At 62.0% G+C, this 17,957-nt stretch carries 16 protein-coding genes, 1 tRNA gene and 3 pseudogenes; 12 read left to right on the forward strand and 8 right to left on the reverse strand.

Features of this window, described 5'->3' with window-relative positions:
- Positions 1-46 precede the first annotated feature (46 nt).
- Positions 47-1,393: an IS4 family transposase gene (locus JQ632_RS19965; RefSeq protein ID WP_212404286.1), complete on the forward strand. Its 1,347-nt coding sequence runs from the start codon at positions 47-49 to the stop codon at positions 1,391-1,393.
- 29 nt (positions 1,394-1,422) lie between these two features.
- Here the strand turns inward: JQ632_RS19965 and JQ632_RS19970 are convergent, their stop codons facing one another.
- A complete protein-coding gene (locus JQ632_RS19970) occupies positions 1,423-1,764 on the reverse strand; it encodes a hypothetical protein (RefSeq protein ID WP_212404287.1) in 342 nt (113 codons plus the stop codon).
- 195 nt (positions 1,765-1,959) lie between these two features.
- On the opposite strand from JQ632_RS19970, the gene JQ632_RS19975 reads away from it, so the two are divergent.
- The 5 genes and pseudogenes from JQ632_RS19975 to iolB all read left to right on the forward strand — a co-directional run bounded on the left by JQ632_RS19975 (position 1,960) and on the right by iolB (position 5,775).
- Positions 1,960-2,049 (forward strand) — tRNA-Ser (locus tag JQ632_RS19975).
- 483 nt (positions 2,050-2,532) lie between these two features.
- Positions 2,533-2,634, forward strand: a pseudogene (locus JQ632_RS39500) (AP endonuclease); the annotation flags it as partial.
- An 18-nt stretch (positions 2,635-2,652) separates the two neighbouring features.
- Entirely contained in the window at positions 2,653-4,575 is a 1,923-nt protein-coding gene (gene iolC / locus JQ632_RS19980; protein ID WP_212404288.1) for a bifunctional 5-dehydro-2-deoxygluconokinase/5-dehydro-2-deoxyphosphogluconate aldolase, read from the forward strand.
- Positions 4,572-4,814, forward strand: a pseudogene (locus JQ632_RS19985) (3D-(3,5/4)-trihydroxycyclohexane-1,2-dione acylhydrolase (decyclizing)); the annotation flags it as partial. The gene iolC and the pseudogene JQ632_RS19985, both read left to right, overlap by 4 nt.
- A 154-nt stretch (positions 4,815-4,968) precedes the next feature.
- Positions 4,969-5,775 (forward strand): 5-deoxy-glucuronate isomerase, encoded by an 807-nt coding sequence (gene iolB / locus JQ632_RS19990; protein ID WP_212404289.1) that lies wholly within the window; start codon positions 4,969-4,971, stop codon positions 5,773-5,775.
- A gap of 87 nt (positions 5,776-5,862) precedes the next feature.
- Here iolB and JQ632_RS39505 read toward each other — a convergent pair.
- The 3 genes and pseudogenes from JQ632_RS39505 to JQ632_RS20000 form a co-directional block, all read right to left on the reverse strand.
- A pseudogene (locus JQ632_RS39505) lies at positions 5,863-6,039 on the reverse strand (methylmalonate-semialdehyde dehydrogenase (CoA acylating)); the annotation flags it as partial.
- 56 nt (positions 6,040-6,095) lie between these two features.
- Positions 6,096-6,401 carry a Dabb family protein gene (locus tag JQ632_RS19995; RefSeq protein ID WP_212404290.1) on the reverse strand — a complete coding sequence of 102 codons (306 nt, stop codon included), beginning with the start codon at positions 6,399-6,401 and terminating at the stop codon, positions 6,096-6,098.
- A gap of 97 nt (positions 6,402-6,498) precedes the next feature.
- Positions 6,499-7,137 carry a GntR family transcriptional regulator gene (locus tag JQ632_RS20000; protein WP_212404291.1) on the reverse strand — a complete coding sequence of 213 codons (639 nt, stop codon included), beginning with the start codon at positions 7,135-7,137 and terminating at the stop codon, positions 6,499-6,501.
- A 121-nt stretch (positions 7,138-7,258) separates the two neighbouring features.
- Here JQ632_RS20000 and bioB point away from each other — a divergent pair, with 121 nt between their 5' ends.
- The 4 genes from bioB (at position 7,259) to panC (ending at position 10,923) form a co-directional block, all read left to right on the forward strand.
- Positions 7,259-8,311 carry a biotin synthase BioB gene (gene bioB / locus JQ632_RS20005; RefSeq protein WP_409363501.1) on the forward strand — a complete coding sequence of 351 codons (1,053 nt, stop codon included), beginning with the start codon at positions 7,259-7,261 and terminating at the stop codon, positions 8,309-8,311.
- A 393-nt stretch (positions 8,312-8,704) separates the two neighbouring features.
- The gene (panD, locus tag JQ632_RS20010) at positions 8,705-9,160 is read left to right on the forward strand and encodes an aspartate 1-decarboxylase (protein ID WP_212404292.1); all 456 of its coding nucleotides are present in this window, start codon (positions 8,705-8,707) and stop codon (positions 9,158-9,160) included.
- Between the two features lie 25 nt (positions 9,161-9,185).
- A complete protein-coding gene (panB, locus tag JQ632_RS20015; RefSeq protein WP_212404293.1) occupies positions 9,186-10,058 on the forward strand; it encodes a 3-methyl-2-oxobutanoate hydroxymethyltransferase in 873 nt (290 codons plus the stop codon).
- A 13-nt stretch (positions 10,059-10,071) separates the two neighbouring features.
- Positions 10,072-10,923, forward strand: coding sequence for a pantoate--beta-alanine ligase (gene panC / locus JQ632_RS20020; RefSeq protein WP_212404294.1), 852 nt, complete (start codon positions 10,072-10,074; stop codon positions 10,921-10,923).
- 168 nt (positions 10,924-11,091) lie between these two features.
- On the opposite strand, the gene solA is transcribed toward panC, so the two are convergent.
- On the reverse strand, positions 11,092-12,279 hold the full coding sequence (gene solA / locus JQ632_RS20025; protein WP_212404295.1) for an N-methyl-L-tryptophan oxidase: 1,188 nt from the start codon (positions 12,277-12,279) through the stop codon (positions 11,092-11,094).
- Between the two features lie 277 nt (positions 12,280-12,556).
- Between solA and JQ632_RS20030 the strand changes: the two genes are divergently transcribed.
- Positions 12,557-14,128, forward strand: a complete 1,572-nt coding sequence (locus JQ632_RS20030) for an amidase (protein ID WP_212404296.1) — start codon at positions 12,557-12,559, stop codon at positions 14,126-14,128.
- Between the two features lie 30 nt (positions 14,129-14,158).
- Here the strand turns inward: JQ632_RS20030 and JQ632_RS20035 are convergent, their stop codons facing one another.
- A complete protein-coding gene (locus tag JQ632_RS20035; RefSeq protein ID WP_212404297.1) occupies positions 14,159-15,490 on the reverse strand; it encodes a TadE/TadG family type IV pilus assembly protein in 1,332 nt (443 codons plus the stop codon).
- Between the two features lie 459 nt (positions 15,491-15,949).
- Positions 15,950-16,198 carry a hypothetical protein gene (locus JQ632_RS20040; protein WP_212404298.1) on the reverse strand — a complete coding sequence of 83 codons (249 nt, stop codon included), beginning with the start codon at positions 16,196-16,198 and terminating at the stop codon, positions 15,950-15,952.
- Between the two features lie 263 nt (positions 16,199-16,461).
- Between JQ632_RS20040 and JQ632_RS20045 the strand changes: the two genes are divergently transcribed.
- The gene (locus tag JQ632_RS20045) at positions 16,462-17,298 is read left to right on the forward strand and encodes a hypothetical protein (RefSeq protein WP_212404299.1); all 837 of its coding nucleotides are present in this window, start codon (positions 16,462-16,464) and stop codon (positions 17,296-17,298) included.
- 4 nt (positions 17,299-17,302) lie between these two features.
- Here JQ632_RS20045 and JQ632_RS20050 read toward each other — a convergent pair whose 3' ends face one another.
- Positions 17,303-17,863 carry a carboxymuconolactone decarboxylase family protein gene (locus tag JQ632_RS20050; protein WP_212404300.1) on the reverse strand — a complete coding sequence of 187 codons (561 nt, stop codon included), beginning with the start codon at positions 17,861-17,863 and terminating at the stop codon, positions 17,303-17,305.
- Positions 17,864-17,957 lie beyond the last annotated feature (94 nt).

Below are 17,957 nucleotides of genomic sequence, written 5' to 3' on the forward strand. Positions count from 1 at the left end.
AATGTGATTCAAGGCCTTTCGACCTGTTTGGGACGGGAGGCATGGGATGTCTTTTGGCGATATTCGGGTTGCTGAGCGAGCTGATTGGCTGATTGAGCGGGTGGCCACGGCGGGAACGCTGGTGCTGCGCAAGCTGGGGGAGACCCGCGCCGGCGAGAAGGCGGTGCACAGGTTCCTGTCGTCGCCCTACGTCTCGGTTGACCGGATCGTAGAGACGCTGGCTGCGCGCACGGCCCAGCAATGCGTCGGCTGCCGAGTTCTGGCGGTTCAGGACACGACGGAGATCAATTTTGCTGGCCGTGACAAGAAGCGTCGCGGCTTTGGGCCTGCAGGCGACGGCAAGACGCCCGGCTTCTTCATTCATCCGGTGGTTGCCATTGATGTCGCGTGTGAGGCGATGGTGGGCCTCGTTGATGCGGAGATTTGGACGCGTTCGGCGGATCGCGTCACGTCCCGCCGCAGCCGCGCGATTGAGGACAAGGAATCGGCGCGCTGGCTGTCGGGCTGCCAAGCCGCGGCCAGCGTCTTGTCCGAGGCAGCCGAAGTGACGATGGTGGCCGATCGCGAAGGTGACATTTACCTGTTGTTCGCCCGCAAACCGAAGCGGCTCCATCTGATCGTGCGTTCGGGTCAAGATCGATCCCTGGCGAATGAAGGATCGCTGTTCACGGCACTTGCTGCTGCCCAGCCGCTAGGGAGCCGTACGGTGCAAGTGGCGCCTCGCGGGCCGGGCGATAAAGGGCGCAAGGCAATCGTGGAGTTATACGCCGGAGGCGTGCGGATTGCCCGCCCGCCCAATATGAGGCGGTCCGAGGCCCCCGATGAGGTCGAGCTTACTTTAGTGGAAGTTCGGGAGATCGATGCGCCGCCCGGCAAGACACCAATTCTGTGGCGCTTGCTCACAACTCACAGCGTTGCCTGCGTTGCTGACGCCGAAGATATTGTCCGACTCTATCGCTTGCGCTGGCGGATCGAGCAGACCTTCCGCGCGCTCAAGAGCGACGGCTTGGCGCTTGATGACAGTCAGCTCGCCGACGCCGAGCGTATGTTCAATCTCGCAGCGATAGGCCTCGCCGGCGCCATTCGAACCATCCAACTGGTCGATGCCAGAGACGGCGGGCCTCGGCCCGCCAGCGACGTCATCGATACCAACTTCACCACGGCTCTCGAACGCTTGTCGAAGAAGCTGGAAGGCAAGACGTCACGTCAGAAAAATCCACATCCTTCCGACTCACTCGCCTTCATCTCCTGGATCGCAGCCCGGCTCGGGGGATGGAATTGCTACTATAAGCCACCAGGACCAAAGACCATGCGAGACGGCTGGAGCCGCCTCGCCGCCACGCTCGAGGGCTATGCTCTTGCCACCCAAGAACAAAATCCGGGAATCCCCTAGGTAAGGACGGGGAGAGGGGGAGGCTCCAATCAATAACAATACGACACGCCGTCGAGGATCGCGCAGCGCGTCTTGTTGGGCGCGTTGGGATCGTCCAGCGGCACCTTGCCGTTGCCTTCGCCGACGAAGACGCCGGTACCGACATGCACGGACGATTTGTTGCCGATGATGACGCTCGGATGCGGCGCGGCGCTCGAGCGCGTGCCGTCGGCCCAGATAATGACTTCGCCCGCCAGCACCCCGCGCCGGCCGTCATTGCAGGTGACGTCGATGCCCTGGCGCGAGCAGACCTGCGCTGCGGCGGGCGCGATCGCGGCAAAGGTGAGCGCCGACAGGACGCCCAGCGCGGCGATGGATCGATGCTTGGTCATGGTGCCCCTCTCGGCGTCCCCTGGTTTCTTGTGAATCGTCGCGCCAGAGCCGCGTCCGGTTCAGCCGCCGGGCCGCCCGCACGCCACTGGCCAGTATAATATTCCACTTAAAATACAAATACTTAAGGAAATTTCGCCGGAGGGCCAAGCAGTCCCTTGCAAAATCGGCGGCGCCCCTTCAAGAGAGGGCGCTCCGGAGAGATGGCCGAGTGGCTTAAGGCGCACGCTTGGAAAGCGTGTGTGCGGGAAACCGTACCGTGGGTTCGAATCCCACTCTCTCCGCCATCATCGTCCCCGCGATTGATTGTAGAAAAAAATCAAAGACTTGGTCCATTTGCGCTTTCGTGACCTGACCACGTTCTGACCAGGGTTGGGACAAGCGATTACGATCGCAATTGATGATCAGGCCGTGGCCGATGCTTGCTTTTCAGTCGTCGGATTCTTGAAGTTCGCGGAAGATGGCTCGGGGTCCTTGGCAGGATCAGGGACCTTCGCAAGGCTTGGCCACCTCGGGGGATTCTTACCGCCGCGCACGTTGTTCGGAATTTGCTCGAGTCGCCCACTGCAAGGAGGTCGGTCTTGTCCGGTTCTCCCGCCCTTCCTCACAGAGATTCAGAACTACCGATTGTCTATGTTCTACACAGATAGTTTGGTCGTGTGGGATGGTGTGGATGGAGGCGCGCCCGACCTAGCGTTCTTGCTGATGCTTGACGTACCCAAGCTCGAAGCCGCTGGCGCCGTGTTCTACAATCTCGATAAGCCAAGAGAGGCTACATCACGATCGAACAGGAGCGCGACCCGCGCAACGCCGGCAGCATCCTGGACGATCTGGCGTCCAGCCGGACTTTTCTGGCGCGCACTGGTTTCTGAGAGGCGGGAAGATTTGACATGAAATCACTCGACGTAATCACCATTGGCCGATCCTCGGTCGATCTCTACGGAGCCCAGGTCGGCGGCCGCCTTGAGGATATGGGGTCGTTCAACAAATATATCGGCGGTTCTCCGACCAATATCGCGTGTGGCGCGGCGCGGCTCGGCCTGAAATCCGGCTTGATTACTCGCGTGGGTGACGAGCACATGGGCCGTTTCGTCCGCGAACAACTCGTACGCGAGGGCGTGGATGTCGGAGGGGTCGTGACTGACCCGGAGCGGCTGACGGCGCTGGTACTCCTGGGCATCCGCGATGAGGAGCGTTTCCCGCTGATCTTCTATCGCGAGAACTGCGCCGACATGGCGCTGAGCGAGGACGACATCCACGAGGACTATATCGCCTCGGCGCGCGCGCTGGTTGTGACGGGCACGCATTTGAGCAACCCTCGTACCGAAGCCGCGGTCTTGAAGGCGCTGGCGCTCGCCCGCAAGAACGGGCTGCGCACCGCGCTCGACATCGACTATCGCCCGAACCTGTGGGGCGTGGCCGGCCACGGCGCAGGTGAAAGCCGCTTCGTGGAAAGCGGGAAGGTCACGGCAAAGCTGCAATCGACGCTGCATCTGTTCGATCTGATCGTCGGCACCGAAGAGGAGTTTCACATTGCTGGCGGCTCGACCGACACGCTTGAAGCATTGCGCGCGGTGCGCAAGGTTTCCGGCGCCACGCTCATATGCAAGCGCGGCGCTGCCGGCGCTGCGGCTTACGTGGGTGCGATTCCGGCCAAGCTGGACGATGGGCAAACCGGTCCCGGTTTCCCGATCGAGGTGTTCAACGTGCTGGGGGCGGGCGACGGGTTCTTCGCCGGCTTGCTGAAGGGCTGGTTGGAGGACGCGGATTGGCCGACGGCGCTGAAATGCGCGAACGCCTGCGGAGCGTTTGCCGTCTCGCGCCACGGATGCACGCCAGCTTACCCGTCGCTTGAAGAACTCGGCTTCTTTCTTCAACGCGGAATCAAGCGGCCCGATCTGCGGAACGATCGGGAGCTCGAACAGATCCACTGGTCGAGCAACCGCCATCGCAATCATGGAGGCGACTGGTCAGAATGCCGGGTCTTCGCCTTTGACCATCGTATGCAGCTTGAGGAGATGGCGGGTTACACACCCGGAAAGGGCGCCGCATTCAAGGAGCTATGTCTGAAGGCCGCTCTGCAAGTTCAGGCCGGGCGGCCTGGTTACGGCATCCTTTGCGACAACCGTATTGGCCGGCGCGCTCTGCACGCGGCGTCCGGCACCGGTCTATGGATCGGGCGGCCCTGCGAATGGCCGGGCTCGCGGCCGCTCGAGCTCGAACCGGAACTGGGCAGCGATTGCGGCGGGCTGGATGCATGGGCTCGCGAGAATGTCGTCAAGGTCTTGTGCTTCTGCCATCCGAACGACGATGCAGCCACGCGCGTGCGCCAGGAAGCGACAGTGAAACGCCTTTTCGAGGCGGCGCGACGCAACGACCTTGAATTCCTGCTGGAGATCATTCCGTCCAAGGTGGGACCGGTGGACGACGAGACCACGGCGATCCTGATCCAGCAATTTTACGACATCGGCGTCTTTCCCGACTGGTGGAAGCTCGAGCCCATGAAGACTGCAACTGCTTGGGCGAATGCCATTTCCGCGATCGAGAACAACGACCGGCACACGCGCGGCATCGTGGTGCTGGGACTCGATGCGCCAGAGACAGAATTGGCAGCGAGCTTCGAAGTCGCCGCCGGCTTTGATCTCGTCAAGGGCTTTGCCGTGGGCCGGACGATCTTCGGCGATGTGGCGCGGGGCTGGATGAAAGGCGAGATAGAAGACAGCGCGGCCGTTGCCGAGATGGCGAAACGCTATCAACGCCTGTGCTCGATCTGGGATGAAGCCAGGGCAGCGGCACGGGAGACGGCAGCATGACGAAGACAATCCGGCTGACTGCCGCGCAGGCGATGGTCCGCTGGCTTTCGGTCCAGATGACCGAACAGGATGAGTGCTTCATCGAGGGCGTCTGGGCCATCTTCGGACACGGCAACGTAGCCGGGCTGGGCGAGGCGCTGCACGGCATCGGCGACGCGCTGCCCACGTGGCGCGGGCAGAACGAACAAACAATGGCTCACGCCGCCGTCGCCTACGCCAAGACGAAAAGGCGAGTGCGGCGGGCGGAGTTCAACAACATGTACAAGGACACCAACGTCGAGGTGCAGCCCGAAATCGATTTTGTGGGTCATGCGCGGTCCATACGCTACAACCGGAACGCCGCCGGCCAGCGTGCTTTCGGCTGATCGTGCTGGCCAACCCGGAGGACAACGAATGACCAATCTGCTGCGCAAGCCCTTTGGCACTCATGGCAAGGTCCATGAGATCACCCCAGTCAATGCCGATTGGCGTTATGTCGGCTTTTCACTCTATCGTCTCCGCGCGGGCGAACGTGCGGCCGAAGCGACTGGAGACCGCGAGGTCATTCTCGTGATGGTCGAGGGCAAGGCTGCCATGATCGCTGCCGGCCAGGATTGGGGCACGCTCGGCGAACGGATGAATGTCTTCGAGAGGACGCCGCCTCACTGCCTCTATGTACCGAATGGCGAGGCATGGGAGACCGTCGCCGAGACCGACTGCACCATTGCCGTCTGTTCCGCCCCTGGGCGGAGCGGACACAAGGCACGCCGCATCGGCCCCGATGGCATCACACTGACCGAGCGCGGCAAGGGCGCCAATACGCGCTACATCAACAACATCGCCATGGAGAATGAGGATTATTGCGACTCGCTCCTGGTGACCGAAGTCTTTACACCCGCCGGCCATTGGTCGAGCTATCCCTCCCATCGTCACGATGAGGACGACTACCCCCGCATAACCTATCTGGAAGAGACCTATTTCCACCGGATCAGTCCCGGAAACGGCTTCGGCATTCAGCGCGTCTATACCGACAATCTGCAGCTGAACGAGACCATGGCCGTGTATGACGGCGACGTGGTCCTGGTGCCGCGCGGACACCACCCGTGCGGCGCACCCTATGGGTTTGAAATGTACTATCTCAATGTCATGGCGGGGCCGCTGCGCAAATGGCGTTTTGTTCCAGACCCTGCCGTCGAGTGGATACTGAAACGGGATGCCTGACGATACGGCGTGCTTTGCGCCGACACAGCCCTTGGGCTTTCACAGCATGTGCGGTCATAAAGCGCCGGCTTGCAGCTGCCCGAGCCGTCAGCTCATCGTCGGCATCACGAACTCAGCGCCGGCCCGAATACCCGTCGGCCACCGCGTCGTGATGGTTTTCAGCTTGGTATAGAACCGAACGCCTTAGGGACCGTGTATGTGGTGATCGCCGAACAGCGAAGCCTTCCGACCGCCGAACGAATGAAATGCCATCGGGACCGGGATAGCGCGACAGCGCATCGCCATTACCGGCTCGATCCAGGGCAGTTCTCGCACGTACATTATGTTTGCGGGGAAACATCCGTCGAATCAAAGTCGGCCGCGAACCGAAGTTCCCGTAGTGGCCGCACCCGCTTGATCGATTCCTTATAGAGATCGTGTGCTTTGTAGGCGGCGAGCTGTGCCTCGTTCTCGAATTCGCCGTAAACCACGACGTCAATGTCATTGCCGAGCTGGTCGGTCTTGCGATTGCGCCCGATCTCGAGCCGGCGTGCATGCGGGATGGCGGTGAGAACCGAGAGTCCGTCCACGATTCGGTCGATGTCGACCTTTTCCTTGGCGCTGAATAAGACGATGTGACGGATCATGGCTGTCTTTCGCTCGTGTGAGATGAAAGGGCGATCTTGGTATCGCGCCTGCAACAGACACCGCGTGCGTGCTCGGCGAATGCATTGTTATTCCTGATCATGACGCCGGGAAGGTGAGGCGCTCAATGGTTTGAATATGGCGCGCAAGCAGATCGCAGGCCTGGTCGATATTGCGCGATCGTAGTGCTTGCAGAATCAAGCGGTGATCCTGATTGGAGCGCGGACGCCATCCGGCGCTGCGCGCCATCGCGAATACCAATCGCGAGTTTGCGAGTTGCAGCCCATCGAGGCAGGCGAGCAATCGAGGCATTGCGCAGGGCGCCACCAGGGCGTGGTGAAATGTGCGATTGGCGATCTCGAACTCCTGAAGCGTCTCTGCGTTGTCTGCTTCGATCAGGGCCAACTCAATCCGCGCCAGATGAGCCGACGTGAGTTTCGGCGCGGCATTCCGCAACGCGACCACTTCCAGCGCGGCGCGCATCTCGGCGATCTCCTTCACCGACTTGGCGTCGAGCGGTGCCACGCGCACGCCGCGACGGGGGGCGGCAATAGCGAGATGTTGTGCTTCCAGTTGTCGAAAAGCTTCCCGCACGGGGACGTGGCTCGAGTTAAATTCGCGCGCGATATGGTCCTGCCGCAGCGGTGCGTCTGGTTGTAGCGCACCGCTGATGATGCGCTCCCCGATCGACCGGGCAATGCGTTGCGCAGTCGTAGCGTTCTCGCTTTCGCTCATCATAGATTATCTATCATAAAACCGCGTGCAGAGCGGATTGGCGTCGACTAGCATACCTCAAGGCAGAATATCATAGATAATCGTACGGATTATCTATGATTGCATAGGAGGCCTCGTGGCTCAGATAGTCCCTGGCGTGAAAGCAAAACCGTACGATGGCTGCGACATCGAACCTGTCCGCCATGACTGGACGCGTGCGGAGGCGGAGGCGCTGTACGATGTGCCGTTTTCCGACCTGATGTTCCGTGCCCAGGCCGTTCACCGCCGCCACTTCGATCCCAATCACGTGGAGACCGCGAGCCTTCTCAGCATCAAGACGGGTGGCTGCCCTGAGGATTGCGGTTATTGCTCGCAGAGTTCGCACTATGGCACGGGGCTGAAAGCGACACGGCTGATGGACATTGCGGATGTGATCGCGACCGCCGAGCGCGCGAAAGCGGCAGGCGCGGCGCGCTTCTGCATGGCAGCGGCGTGGCGCAGCCCGAAGGACCGCGACCTCGATCAGGTCTGCGACATGGTTAGCGCCGTGAAGGGCCTCGGAATGGAAACCTGCGTGACGCTTGGCATGCTGACGGCTCCGCAGGCGCAGCGCTTGCGCGAAGCCGGTCTCGACTTCTACAACCACAATGTCGACACCTCGCCTGAATTCTACGGCCAGATCATCACCACGCGGACCTTGCAGGATCGTATTGACACGCTCACCGAGGTGCGCGCGGCGGGCATTAAGGTTTGCTGCGGCGGCATCATCGGCATGGGGGAGCGCGTCGCTGACCGGCTCGGCATGCTGGTGCTGCTCGCCAATCTTCCGAGCCATCCGGAGAGTGTGCCGATCAACCTCTGGAACGAGGTCAAGGGCGTGCCGGTCAACGACACGGCGGAGCGGCCCGATCCGATCGGGCTCGCGCGGCTAGTCGCAGTCGCCCGCATCATGATGCCACAAAGCGTGGTGCGGCTGTCTGCCGGGCGGCAATACATGACTGACGAATTGCAGGCGTTGTGCTTTCTCGCCGGCGCCAATTCGATCTTCGTCGGCGACGTGCTTCTCACCACGCGCAACCCGCAGCGCGACCGCGACGCGGAACTGCTCAAGCGGCTCGGCATCAAATCCAATCTAGACCATGCGCAGCCGGTCAATGGGCAGCCTTCGCCGGTTCACGAGAGTGTTCCGAGCAGTTGACGCCCAACCCCGCTCTTGGCGATCGAGATCTACTGCTGCGCCCGCCTGGCAATACGACTTACTTCATGCAGCCGAATTGCATCACGGCGGCGGAACTCGCCGAAATCTACGTCCCAATAAGGGATGCAGCCGATGAGCTAGTCTAGAAGCAGGCCGGATCGAGCGCCGATCGCGACGGCTTGTCGACGAGTCTGCCGAAGCCGTTGGCCGCGCCCGCATGACCCAATGCACGGGTCGAGAAGTCTTCGTCTCGTGATCGCGCAACCAAAGGGAATTTCCATGCGTTCGCGGGTCATTTTCGAGGCGTCGATTTCTTTTTTCCTCGCCCGGTTGACAGTTTTCTTCCGCGCTTTCTAGGAAGCACGGGGTGCCCTAAGCTCAACGGTAGTTCGAATGAGAAAAGTACTCGCTGCAAAGCTGCACGGCATCCATGTTACGGAGGCCAATCTTCATTACCACGGTTCAGTCACCCTCGATCCAGATCACTGCCACGAGGTTGGCATTCTGCCGATGGAGTTCGTGGAGATTTGGAACAAGAACTCGGGAGCGCGCATCTCGACTTATGTCATTTTCGGCGCACGCGGTTCGCGTTGCTGTGTCCTCAACGGCGCCGCTGCGCGGACCTGTCAGGTAGGTGACCAGCTCATCATCTGCAGTTCGTCCTACTTGGACGAGCAGCGAATTGTTGAATTGAAGCCGAAGATTCTCACCTTCGATCGCAGCAACCAGATTGCTGATCGCCTGACATACTCGGTCACTTCGGACGCTCTGGGTCGGTATGGCTTTGAGATAGTCGGCGAGTTTGGCGACATCAAAGCCGTGCCGCTTCGCACCGCAGAATCGAACTGAGATCCTCGACGGATGGGTATCTAGAATGAGCCGCGTTTCGGAGCTGCCGGTTGAGCGCGTTACGAGTCCCATGCTGCAGCGGTGGAAGGCGGAGCACCGCCGGATCGTCATGACCACCGCGTACGACGCGGTGGCGGCACATATCGCGGATCCCGCGGTCGATATCATTCTTGTCGGTGACAGTGTCGGTAATGTTTGCCTCGGATTTGAGAACACGCTGCCGGTCAGCATGGCGATGATGAACCATCATCTGGAGGCCGTTGCACGTACCAAGCCTCGCGCCTTGCTCGTGGCCGACATGCCGTTTCTCAGCTTTCACCTCAGCGTCGAGGAAACGATACGCAATGCCGGCGGATTCCTACGGCGGGGCGCAGCCGCAGTGAAGCTCGAGGGCGGCGGCAAACGTATCGATATGGTACGTGCGCTGGTCGATTGCGAGATTCCCGTGATGGGCCATCTGGGTCTTACCCCCCAGAGCGTCAATGTCATGGGTGGCTTCAAGGTGCAGGGCCGGAAAGCCGAGGAGGCGCTGCGTTTGCTCGATGACGCCCACCGTCTGCAGGAGGCCGGCTGTTTCGCTTTGGTGTTGGAAGGCATTCCGGCCGAGCTTGCTGCGCGAGCCACAGAGTCCTTGACCATACCGACAATTGGAATCGGCGCCGGTCCGGACTGTTCGGGGCAGGTGCTCGTGTTTCACGACGTGCTGGGCCTGACTGAAGGTCACCGCCCCAAATTCGTTCGCGCCTATGCAGACGGATTTCAGCTGCTGCACGGGGCGCTGTCGCGCTGGGCGGCGGATGTCCGCAGTGGTGCATTTCCGGGACCCCAGGAGTCCTATCGTCTTCCCGAAGGCCTTGGCGACGCAATCACAAACTGGGCCCCTTCCAACCCAACCTGATGTAGAGCGCGACATGCAAACAATTACGACGGTGGCTGAGCTTCGCCGCACTCTCGCAAAGGCTCGCAGCGCCGACAAACGGGTCGGCTTCGCGCCGACGATGGGCTATCTCCACGATGGCCACCTGGCGCTGGTCGCGGCGAGCCGGGCGCAATGCGACGTCACTGTTGTTAGCATCTTCGTCAACCCGACCCAGTTCGGACCAAACGAGGATCTCAGCACCTATCCGCGCGACTTCCTGCGCGATGAGAAACTGTGCCGCGATGCCGGTGTTGCGATCCTCTTCGCACCGGATGCGCAAGAAGTTTATCCGACTCAATTTGAGACCTTCGTCGATCCGGGCGAACTCGCGAAACCTCTATGCGGAGCCTTTAGGCCTGGGCATTTTCGCGGCGTTGCGACGGTCGTATGCAAGCTGTTCAACATGGTGCAGCCGGACGTCGTGTTCTTTGGACAGAAGGACTTTCAGCAATGCGCGGTCGTGCGTCGCATGACCAATGATCTCAATCTTCCGATCGAGATCGTCACCGTGCCAACCGTTCGGGAGCCCGATGGGCTCGCGATGAGCAGTCGTAACCGCTATCTCAGCGAGGAAGAACGGCGGCGGGCGCTCGCCATCAGTCGTGGACTGTTCGCTGCGGCCGACGAGTTTCGCTCAGGAGAGCGCAACGTGGAAAAGTTGGTTGCGATCGCCAGCAGGCACCTAAAGACAGTTGACCGACTGCAGTATCTTGAACTTGTCGACGGTGACACGCTCAAGACTGCCGACAGTCCGCTGCGGCGCCCCGCGGTGCTCTGTGTCGCAGCCTATGTGGGCTCGACCCGGCTGATCGACAACGTGATACTGGCGTTGCCAACTCCGTAGCGCAATTCAAAGCCAAGCAATAAACTACGCAGCATATCGGGATCATTGCGCAAGATCCTCGTTAGGGGCCTGTTCCCAGATCACAAACTCCGGCTATGCTCCAATTGTCCGCTGAGGCAGCTCCTTCCGCTCAATGCCGGGACGGCAACCCAACTCCCTGAGCGCCCGTTATGCTGCACCTGACCGCGGCGGATCCCCGAACGTAAATTGTCGCATATCGATATCGGCTGGAATTGTCTCGCCAAGCGCCAGCTTTGCCAGAACTTCACCGATGCCGCCGGAATGCTTGAAGCCGTGCCCGGAGCACGGCGAGGCCACGAGGACGTTCGGCATGTCCGGATGGCGATCGATGATGAACCGCGCATCCTTGATTTTCGTATATAGGCAGACTTCGGCCCTGACGCATTGCGATGTCACGCCGTTGAAGAACGGCTCGACATAGGTCGCAAACATCGAGCGCCGTTCCTCCTCGGAAACGATCCGAGACACGCTTTCAGGCGTGTCTTCCGTCAACTCCTGTTCCGTCGCGACCTTCACGCCATCCGAAACGCCGCCCAGCGCAGGAAGTCCATAGATATTCTGATCTCGATCCGGAACCATCCAGATAAAGGTAGGGAAATTATCCGGCCGGTACATTTCAAGAGCTTTCCGGTCTGCAAGCGCGAACCAGTACAGCACCTGGCGCTGCACCTTGAGCTCCACGGGTGAACGCAGCAACTGCGGAAGCCAGGGCCCCGCGGTGATGATGAGTTGACCGGCGTGATAGACGCCGCGATCCGTCACGACGGAAACGCCGCCGGATACATTCTCATAAGAAAGGACGCGCTCGTTGATTCTGATGTCAGCGTTTTGTTGACGCGCGCGGACAAGCTGCGCGCGGATGCACGCTTCAGGCATCGCGTAACCGCTGTCCCTGTCGTAATAGACTTTTTCGTCGTCCGAGATCCGGAACGCTGGATGTCGGGCCATCAATTCGGCCGGTGACAGACGCTCATACGTCACACCGGCCAAATCGGCCGCTTCTTCGGTCGTTTCGACAAAGCGGGGATTCTGGTGTCGATGCGCACCCCTCGGGCCGCCTATGACGGCAAGCCCATTCAGCCTCATGAGACTGACATCAAGCTGCTCTTCTAGCTCGGTCCAGATGCGATGCGAGCGCCTTGCGAGAGCCGAATACATGGGGCCTTCACCGAAGGCCACGCGCGTGATCCGGCTCTCGCCATGCGTAGAGCCGAGCCGGTGTGGAGGATCGTACTGATCGATTCCCAGCACGCTCACATTCCGCGATGCGAGCTGATAGAGCGCCGAAGAGCCCATGGCGCCGAGGCCGAGTACAATCACGTCGTAATGCTTCATCTTGCTCCCTTGTGCCGTCCGGGATCATGTCGCGGGACGGCCGCCCCCGCTACCGAATGATCCATCGACGCCGCTCCATGGCGCGCCCTCGGAATCCGAAAGCCCTTAGCATCCTGCAAGCTGCTCCCCTTGGCAATCGAAAGTCACATTGGTCGCTGACGACTCGCCGCATCGGCGCGCCAGTGCCCATGCAGAAACGGACCTGTACACATCTTTGCATCCCCCATAACCTCCGCCGCGCAATTTTTTTTGGAGATGCGACGTGGGGAAGAGGGCTGTGACGAAGAAGACGGCGGTGAAGAAAATATCGGGCAAGACCGCGGCTGCCCGCAAGGGTGCGGCGAACACCACCAGGAAGGCGAGCAAGCAGGCGAAGAAAGCGTTGAGCACGAAGGCCGCTCCGGCCAAGGCCGCCAGTCAGCCGCGCCGCCCGAAGGGGCAGATCTGGCAATGGTCCGCCGTCGACACGGCGGCAGCCATCCGCTCAGGCGCCGTCTCCGCCGTCGAAGCGGTGGAATCGCATCTCGAGCGCATGCGTGCGGTCAATCCAAAACTCAACGCCGTCGTCGTCGACCTCTCCGAAGAGGCGCTTGCCGCGGCGCATGCCGCGGACAAGCAGCGCGCCAAGGGCGGCGCGCTCGGCCTGCTGCTTGGCGTGCCCGTCACCGTGAAGGAGAACGTCGACTATGAGGGCCGGCCCAATTTCAACGGCGTGCCGGCGAACAAGAACCTCATTGCGCCGTCGGACTCGCCCGTTGTGCGTAACCTGAAGAAGGCCGGTGCGATCGTGATCGGCCTCACCAACACGCCGGAATTCTCCTTCCGCGGCTTTACCGACAATCCGCTGCATGGCCTCACGCTCAATCCGTGGGATCCGGACATTACCTGCGGCGGTTCGTCGGGGGGCGCCGGGGCGGCAGTCGCCGCCGGCATCGGCACGATCGCGCATGGCAATGACATCGGCGGCTCGCTGCGCTGGCCGGCCCATTGCAACGGGGTAGCGACCATCAAGCCGACCCAAGGCCGCATCCCCGCGTTCAACCAGAGCGCCACGGCGGAACGTCCGATGCTCGCGCATCTGATGTCGGCGCAGGGGCCGCTCGCGCGCCATGTCGGCGACGTCCGCCTGGCGCTCGAGGTGATGAGCCAGCGCGATCCGCGCGATCCCTGGTGGGTACCCGCGCCGCTGGTCGGGCCGAAGCCGAAGGGGCCGATCAAGGTCGCGCTGGCCAAGATCCCCGAGGATATGGACGTCGATCCGCAGGTCGCCGCGGCGCTGCGGCAGGCGGCCGATCACCTGGAGCGCGCTGGCTATCGCGTTATAGAGGTTGCGGTGCCCGATGTCAGCGGGGTCTGGCAGACCTGGTGCGACATCATCACCAACGAGACCGTGGTGATGCAGGAAGCCGGAATGCTGAAGGTGACCTCGGAGGATTTTCACAAGGCGTGGAACGGCATGAAGCCCAAGGCCAACGTGCTCGACCTCAAGGCCTGGATGCAGGCCACGGCCGCGCGCAACGGCCACATCCGCGCCTGGCAATTGTTCTTCGAAGAGTATCCGGTCGTGCTCGCGCCGACCACGGTGAAGCCGACGCCGGGCCCGCGCGAGGACACGGTCAGCGCCGAGCGCGTGCGCGAGATCTTCTGGGGCGAGATCCGCTTCATCTCCGCCATCAACGTGCTGGGCCTGCCCGGCGCTGTGGTGCCCGTGACAGTGCATGGCGGTCAGCCGATCGGCGTGCAACTCATCGCCGGCCGCTATCGCGAGGACCTCGCGCTGGATGCCGCAGCCGCGATCGAGAAGCGCGCCGGCGTGCTGGCTCATCAATTGTGGGAGCAGATGGGTTAGCCGCCGAATAGCCGGGCCCAAGCGGCCCGGCTATTTCGTCAGATGCGCCGATGCGACCGCCTTCTGGAACAGCGCATTCAGTGCACTGCTGATGCTGGAGTCGCTCGACACCTCATAGTAATAGCCCGACGTTGCGCAGGCCTCCATCTTGGTCGCGATCGAGCTGCGCCAGGGTGCGATGTAGGTGGTGTACCAGCTATTGCTGGTGATCGCCAAATACGTCGTGTAGAGGACGGCGATCTTGATGCCGCGCGCCTTGATCGTGTCGCAGATGGTGGTCGTCAGCGGCTCCTGGCATCTGCCGGACGAGGCGATCACGGTTTGCGTGCAGGTCGACGGGTAGTAGTAATCGGCCACGCCGTCCGAGACGAAGAACAGCCATTTCTGCGGCGAAGAGGAGGAGCCGTCGCCCGGCGTCGGAATGGCCTTGTTCATCGACGACAGGATGCCGTCGAAGTCGGTGCACATGTCGTTGTTGTAATTGGTGTAGGGAATGGTCATCAGGTCGACGGACGAGACCGCAGTCTTCACCGACGACAGGCTCGACGAGAGCGCGGCGATCGTCGTCAGCCCGACCGAGCTGCAATCGCTGCCCATGCTGTAGACCGCCATGCGGAACTGGTTGCTGACGAGCTCGCTGGAAGCTGCGGTATCCGTAAGCGATTGGGTGGCATCCCGCACGACGTCGATCCGCATGGTGATGCCGAGCTTCTTGGCGATCGAATAGTAGCTCTTGGTCTGCAGCGTCTTCTTCGAGCTCGACGTATAGGTGTCGTGGCACGCGAAGGCGCAGCTATCCGAGGTGGCGTTCTGCAACGCCGTCATGTCGGCCGTGGTTGCGCCGAGGCCCTGCGACGGCGAATTGTCCAGCAACACGTAGAAATCCATATAGGTCGGCAGCGAGGCCGCGGCCGACGAGCTCGCCGAGATCGTCATTGTCGCGTAGCCGAGGATTCCCATGAAATAGGTCGTCACCGACGCGGTTGCCGTCCCGGTTGCGGTCCGCGTGGTGACGCTGTCGGTGACGGTGATCGTCAGCGATGTGCTGGCCATGCCGTAGGCCGACATCTGCGCGGTGAACATGGCCTGCGCGTCGCTTTGCGCCGCCGCCGCCGTCCTGGTGATCTCGGTATTGGCGGTGGCGACCAGCACGGCGGCGTCGAGCGCCGACATCAGCTTCGCTTGCGCGCGAACGGCCAGCGAATAGTCGACGGCCGCGCCCATGAAGGAGAGGATCGGCAGCAACGACAGGGCGAAGATGATCGCGATATTGCCGCGGCGGTCCGCGCAGAAGCGCGCGAGCAGGCGGGAGAAACTTGCCGTGACGATGTCCAACGAGAAACGCACCTTGACCGGAGCCATGATGCATCGAGCCTAGGGATCAGGTGCTTACGCAGCCGTTGCCAATCCTGTGAGCGCTGGTTTCGGCAGGTTGCCGTCGGTTTCCGGAACGGCGTTCGCATGCATCTTGAAACGATAGCAGTTCGGTGCGGCCGCTTCGGCAAGCCCTGGAGGCGGGTGTGCGTGGAGGTCTTCGTGACGCCAGCGGGGGAGGCCGTGACGCGATTGCTTGGCTCGGCGGACGAGCTCGCGTAGCAATCGTCGGAGCTTCGCGCGCAGGCGAAGGCGTTCTTCGTGGCGATACGCGCAACCTGGAGCACGATCCGGACCCGCAGGGCCGCATTAGAGCAAAGTGCGCAGCGGTGTTCCCCAGCGACAAACGCGGAACGCGTTTGCGCGGAGATCGTGCCCAAACAAGGAGCCAAAGCGCGATGACGATTTAACCCAAATTCATCGTGCTTCTGCCGCGCCCGCGCGGGCCTAGGCCCGCGCGTTCAACACGGCCCGCGCGGCGCCGACATAGTCCGGCCAATGGGCTTCGGCGTAACGCTCTGCCTGTCGGGCGCAGGTGACGTCAGGCGCATGGGCGGCGGCGATCATTCGCGCGTAGCGCTCTTCGGCCACCGTCATGTCGGATGTCGCGACGGGCGCTACGAAGGCAGAGGCGGCCTGCGGTGCTGCGACAAGCCCGGCCATTCCGGCAAGCATGGTACGGCGTGACGTCTTCATCGCTATTATCCTATCTGGTCTGCTGACGTATTTGGCGGGCTAGCGTCGTCGCTGTTGCAGCAGGGTACCTGCGCCGGCGCCAACAGTCTAGGAGCCGTGGAAACAGCTTGACGCTTGGAGTGCCCGCGTTCCATCTAGGGACGGATATGGTATCGAACCGCAGGCTGTCGGACGATCACGTGGCGATCCCTGGTCAACCATCAAGATCGGCGTTCGGGGCGCTCGGATGGCTTCCGGGGGCGGCGCTGGCGTGCGTCCTGTCGATGACCTCTGTGGCGCTTGGCGCCGAGGACGAGGAGGAAAAACCCGCCAAGCCGTCGGTCCCGAACATCTATCTCGACCTGCGAACGATCTATGCGGCGATCCCTGCCGGAGCGCTCGGCCTCGGCTTCGGCCACTCGTCGATCTCGGCGGCGCTCGAAGCGCTCGCAGCCTTGAAGGGCACCTCGTTTCCGGGCGGCCTGCCGGCTGCGCAGACGGTCGCGATCGATCTTCCACTCACCGTCGACGTCACCGATCGCGTGTCGCTCTATGGCGGCGTGTCGGCCAGCAGCATCAATCTCGGCAACACCGGCTGGTCGTCGCTGGAGATCACGAGCTGGAACATCGGCATTCAGGCCGATCTGTACCAGCAGAATGGCGGCGTGATCCCGACCGTCACACTGCAATCGACGGTGACCCAGTCGATACCGAACGTGCCTGGTGCGACGACCTCGTTCAACAACATCGTGGAGTTCGACTACGCGCTCGACGCGGACGAGACGCGAGGCTGGCTTGCCGGCACGCAGCACACCTATACCGACATCAACAGCCAGGCCGCACGTATCGGAACCAACAAGATCTTCTATGTCGGTGGCTATTATCAATGGCCGAGCAACTGGAAGTTCACCGGACGCGTCGGCATCCAGTCGTTCGCCGGCGCGCAGCTTTTGAACCAGACGCCGTTCCAGCCCTTCACCCAGCCGATCGTCCGGCTCGATCTCGACCGCATGGACGACAACGACAACCGCCTGTTCGGCATCACCGCGCAGATCGCGTGGATGCCAAAGCCGGCCTACCAGGTGACGCTGCGCACGCCGCTCTACGCCGTGCGCAACTAGAGCATCAGTCCGGCACTGGCACGTCAAACGTGTTCAGCGTGACCGAGACCATGCAGTAGACGCCGACGAGATAGGACAGCTCTGCGGCGCCATGCTCGCCGAACTCCTTGACCGCCGCGCGCCAGGTCAGTTCCGGCAGCACGCCGCCGCCGACGAGGGCGGAGGCCATGTCGTAGGCCACAGCCTCCTGCCTGGTCAGGTCGACGGGCCGCTGTCCGGCCACGATGGTCGCGAGCTTGTCGTCGGGCAGGCCGCGCTGCTCGGCGACCAGTACATGCGCGTAGAGCTCGTAGCCGGAGCGGAAATGCGAGCCGGTAACGAGGATCGCCACCTCGCGCACGTTTGGCGGCAGCAACGGATTCGACGCGATCGCCTTGACGAGCTCCCACACCGGCTTGCCAAAGCGCGGCTCGCGGAGCCAGGGATTCCAGGGCCCGAGCAGCGCGCCGTCGTCGCGCATGTTCACAAAACCCTTGAAATGGTCCGTGATGCCGGCTCGCATGTCGTCATAGAGCGGCTTCTGCTCTTTGCGCAAATCTTTCGGATCGAGAATGGGAAGGCGCACGGGGAGATCTCCTCGTTGAGAACGGCGGACCGTCGCCCGCAGTCTCGCGCAAGGCAAGTGAAGTTAAAGTGACAGGCGTCTGCCGGTCGTAGGG

Source organism: Bradyrhizobium liaoningense, from assembly GCF_018130955.1.
Classification (GTDB): domain Bacteria; phylum Pseudomonadota; class Alphaproteobacteria; order Rhizobiales; family Xanthobacteraceae; genus Bradyrhizobium; species Bradyrhizobium liaoningense_C.

Excerpts from the sequence above, each read along its gene's own strand:
- JQ632_RS19965 (WP_212404286.1), top strand. The coding sequence starts at position 47 with ATGTCTTTTGGCGATATTCGGGTTGCTGAGCGAGCTGATTGGCTGATT.
- JQ632_RS19970 (WP_212404287.1), bottom strand. The coding sequence starts at position 1,764 with ATGACCAAGCATCGATCCATCGCCGCGCTGGGCGTCCTGTCGGCGCTC.
- iolC (WP_212404288.1), top strand. The coding sequence starts at position 2,653 with ATGAAATCACTCGACGTAATCACCATTGGCCGATCCTCGGTCGATCTC.
- iolB (WP_212404289.1), top strand. The coding sequence starts at position 4,969 with ATGACCAATCTGCTGCGCAAGCCCTTTGGCACTCATGGCAAGGTCCAT.
- JQ632_RS19995 (WP_212404290.1), bottom strand. The coding sequence starts at position 6,401 with ATGATCCGTCACATCGTCTTATTCAGCGCCAAGGAAAAGGTCGACATC.
- JQ632_RS20000 (WP_212404291.1), bottom strand. The coding sequence starts at position 7,137 with ATGATGAGCGAAAGCGAGAACGCTACGACTGCGCAACGCATTGCCCGG.
- panD (WP_212404292.1), top strand. The coding sequence starts at position 8,705 with ATGAGAAAAGTACTCGCTGCAAAGCTGCACGGCATCCATGTTACGGAG.
- panB (WP_212404293.1), top strand. The coding sequence starts at position 9,186 with ATGAGCCGCGTTTCGGAGCTGCCGGTTGAGCGCGTTACGAGTCCCATG.
- panC (WP_212404294.1), top strand. The coding sequence starts at position 10,072 with ATGCAAACAATTACGACGGTGGCTGAGCTTCGCCGCACTCTCGCAAAG.
- solA (WP_212404295.1), bottom strand. The coding sequence starts at position 12,279 with ATGAAGCATTACGACGTGATTGTACTCGGCCTCGGCGCCATGGGCTCT.
- JQ632_RS20035 (WP_212404297.1), bottom strand. The coding sequence starts at position 15,490 with ATGGCTCCGGTCAAGGTGCGTTTCTCGTTGGACATCGTCACGGCAAGT.
- JQ632_RS20040 (WP_212404298.1), bottom strand. The coding sequence starts at position 16,198 with ATGAAGACGTCACGCCGTACCATGCTTGCCGGAATGGCCGGGCTTGTC.
- JQ632_RS20045 (WP_212404299.1), top strand. The coding sequence starts at position 16,462 with ATGACCTCTGTGGCGCTTGGCGCCGAGGACGAGGAGGAAAAACCCGCC.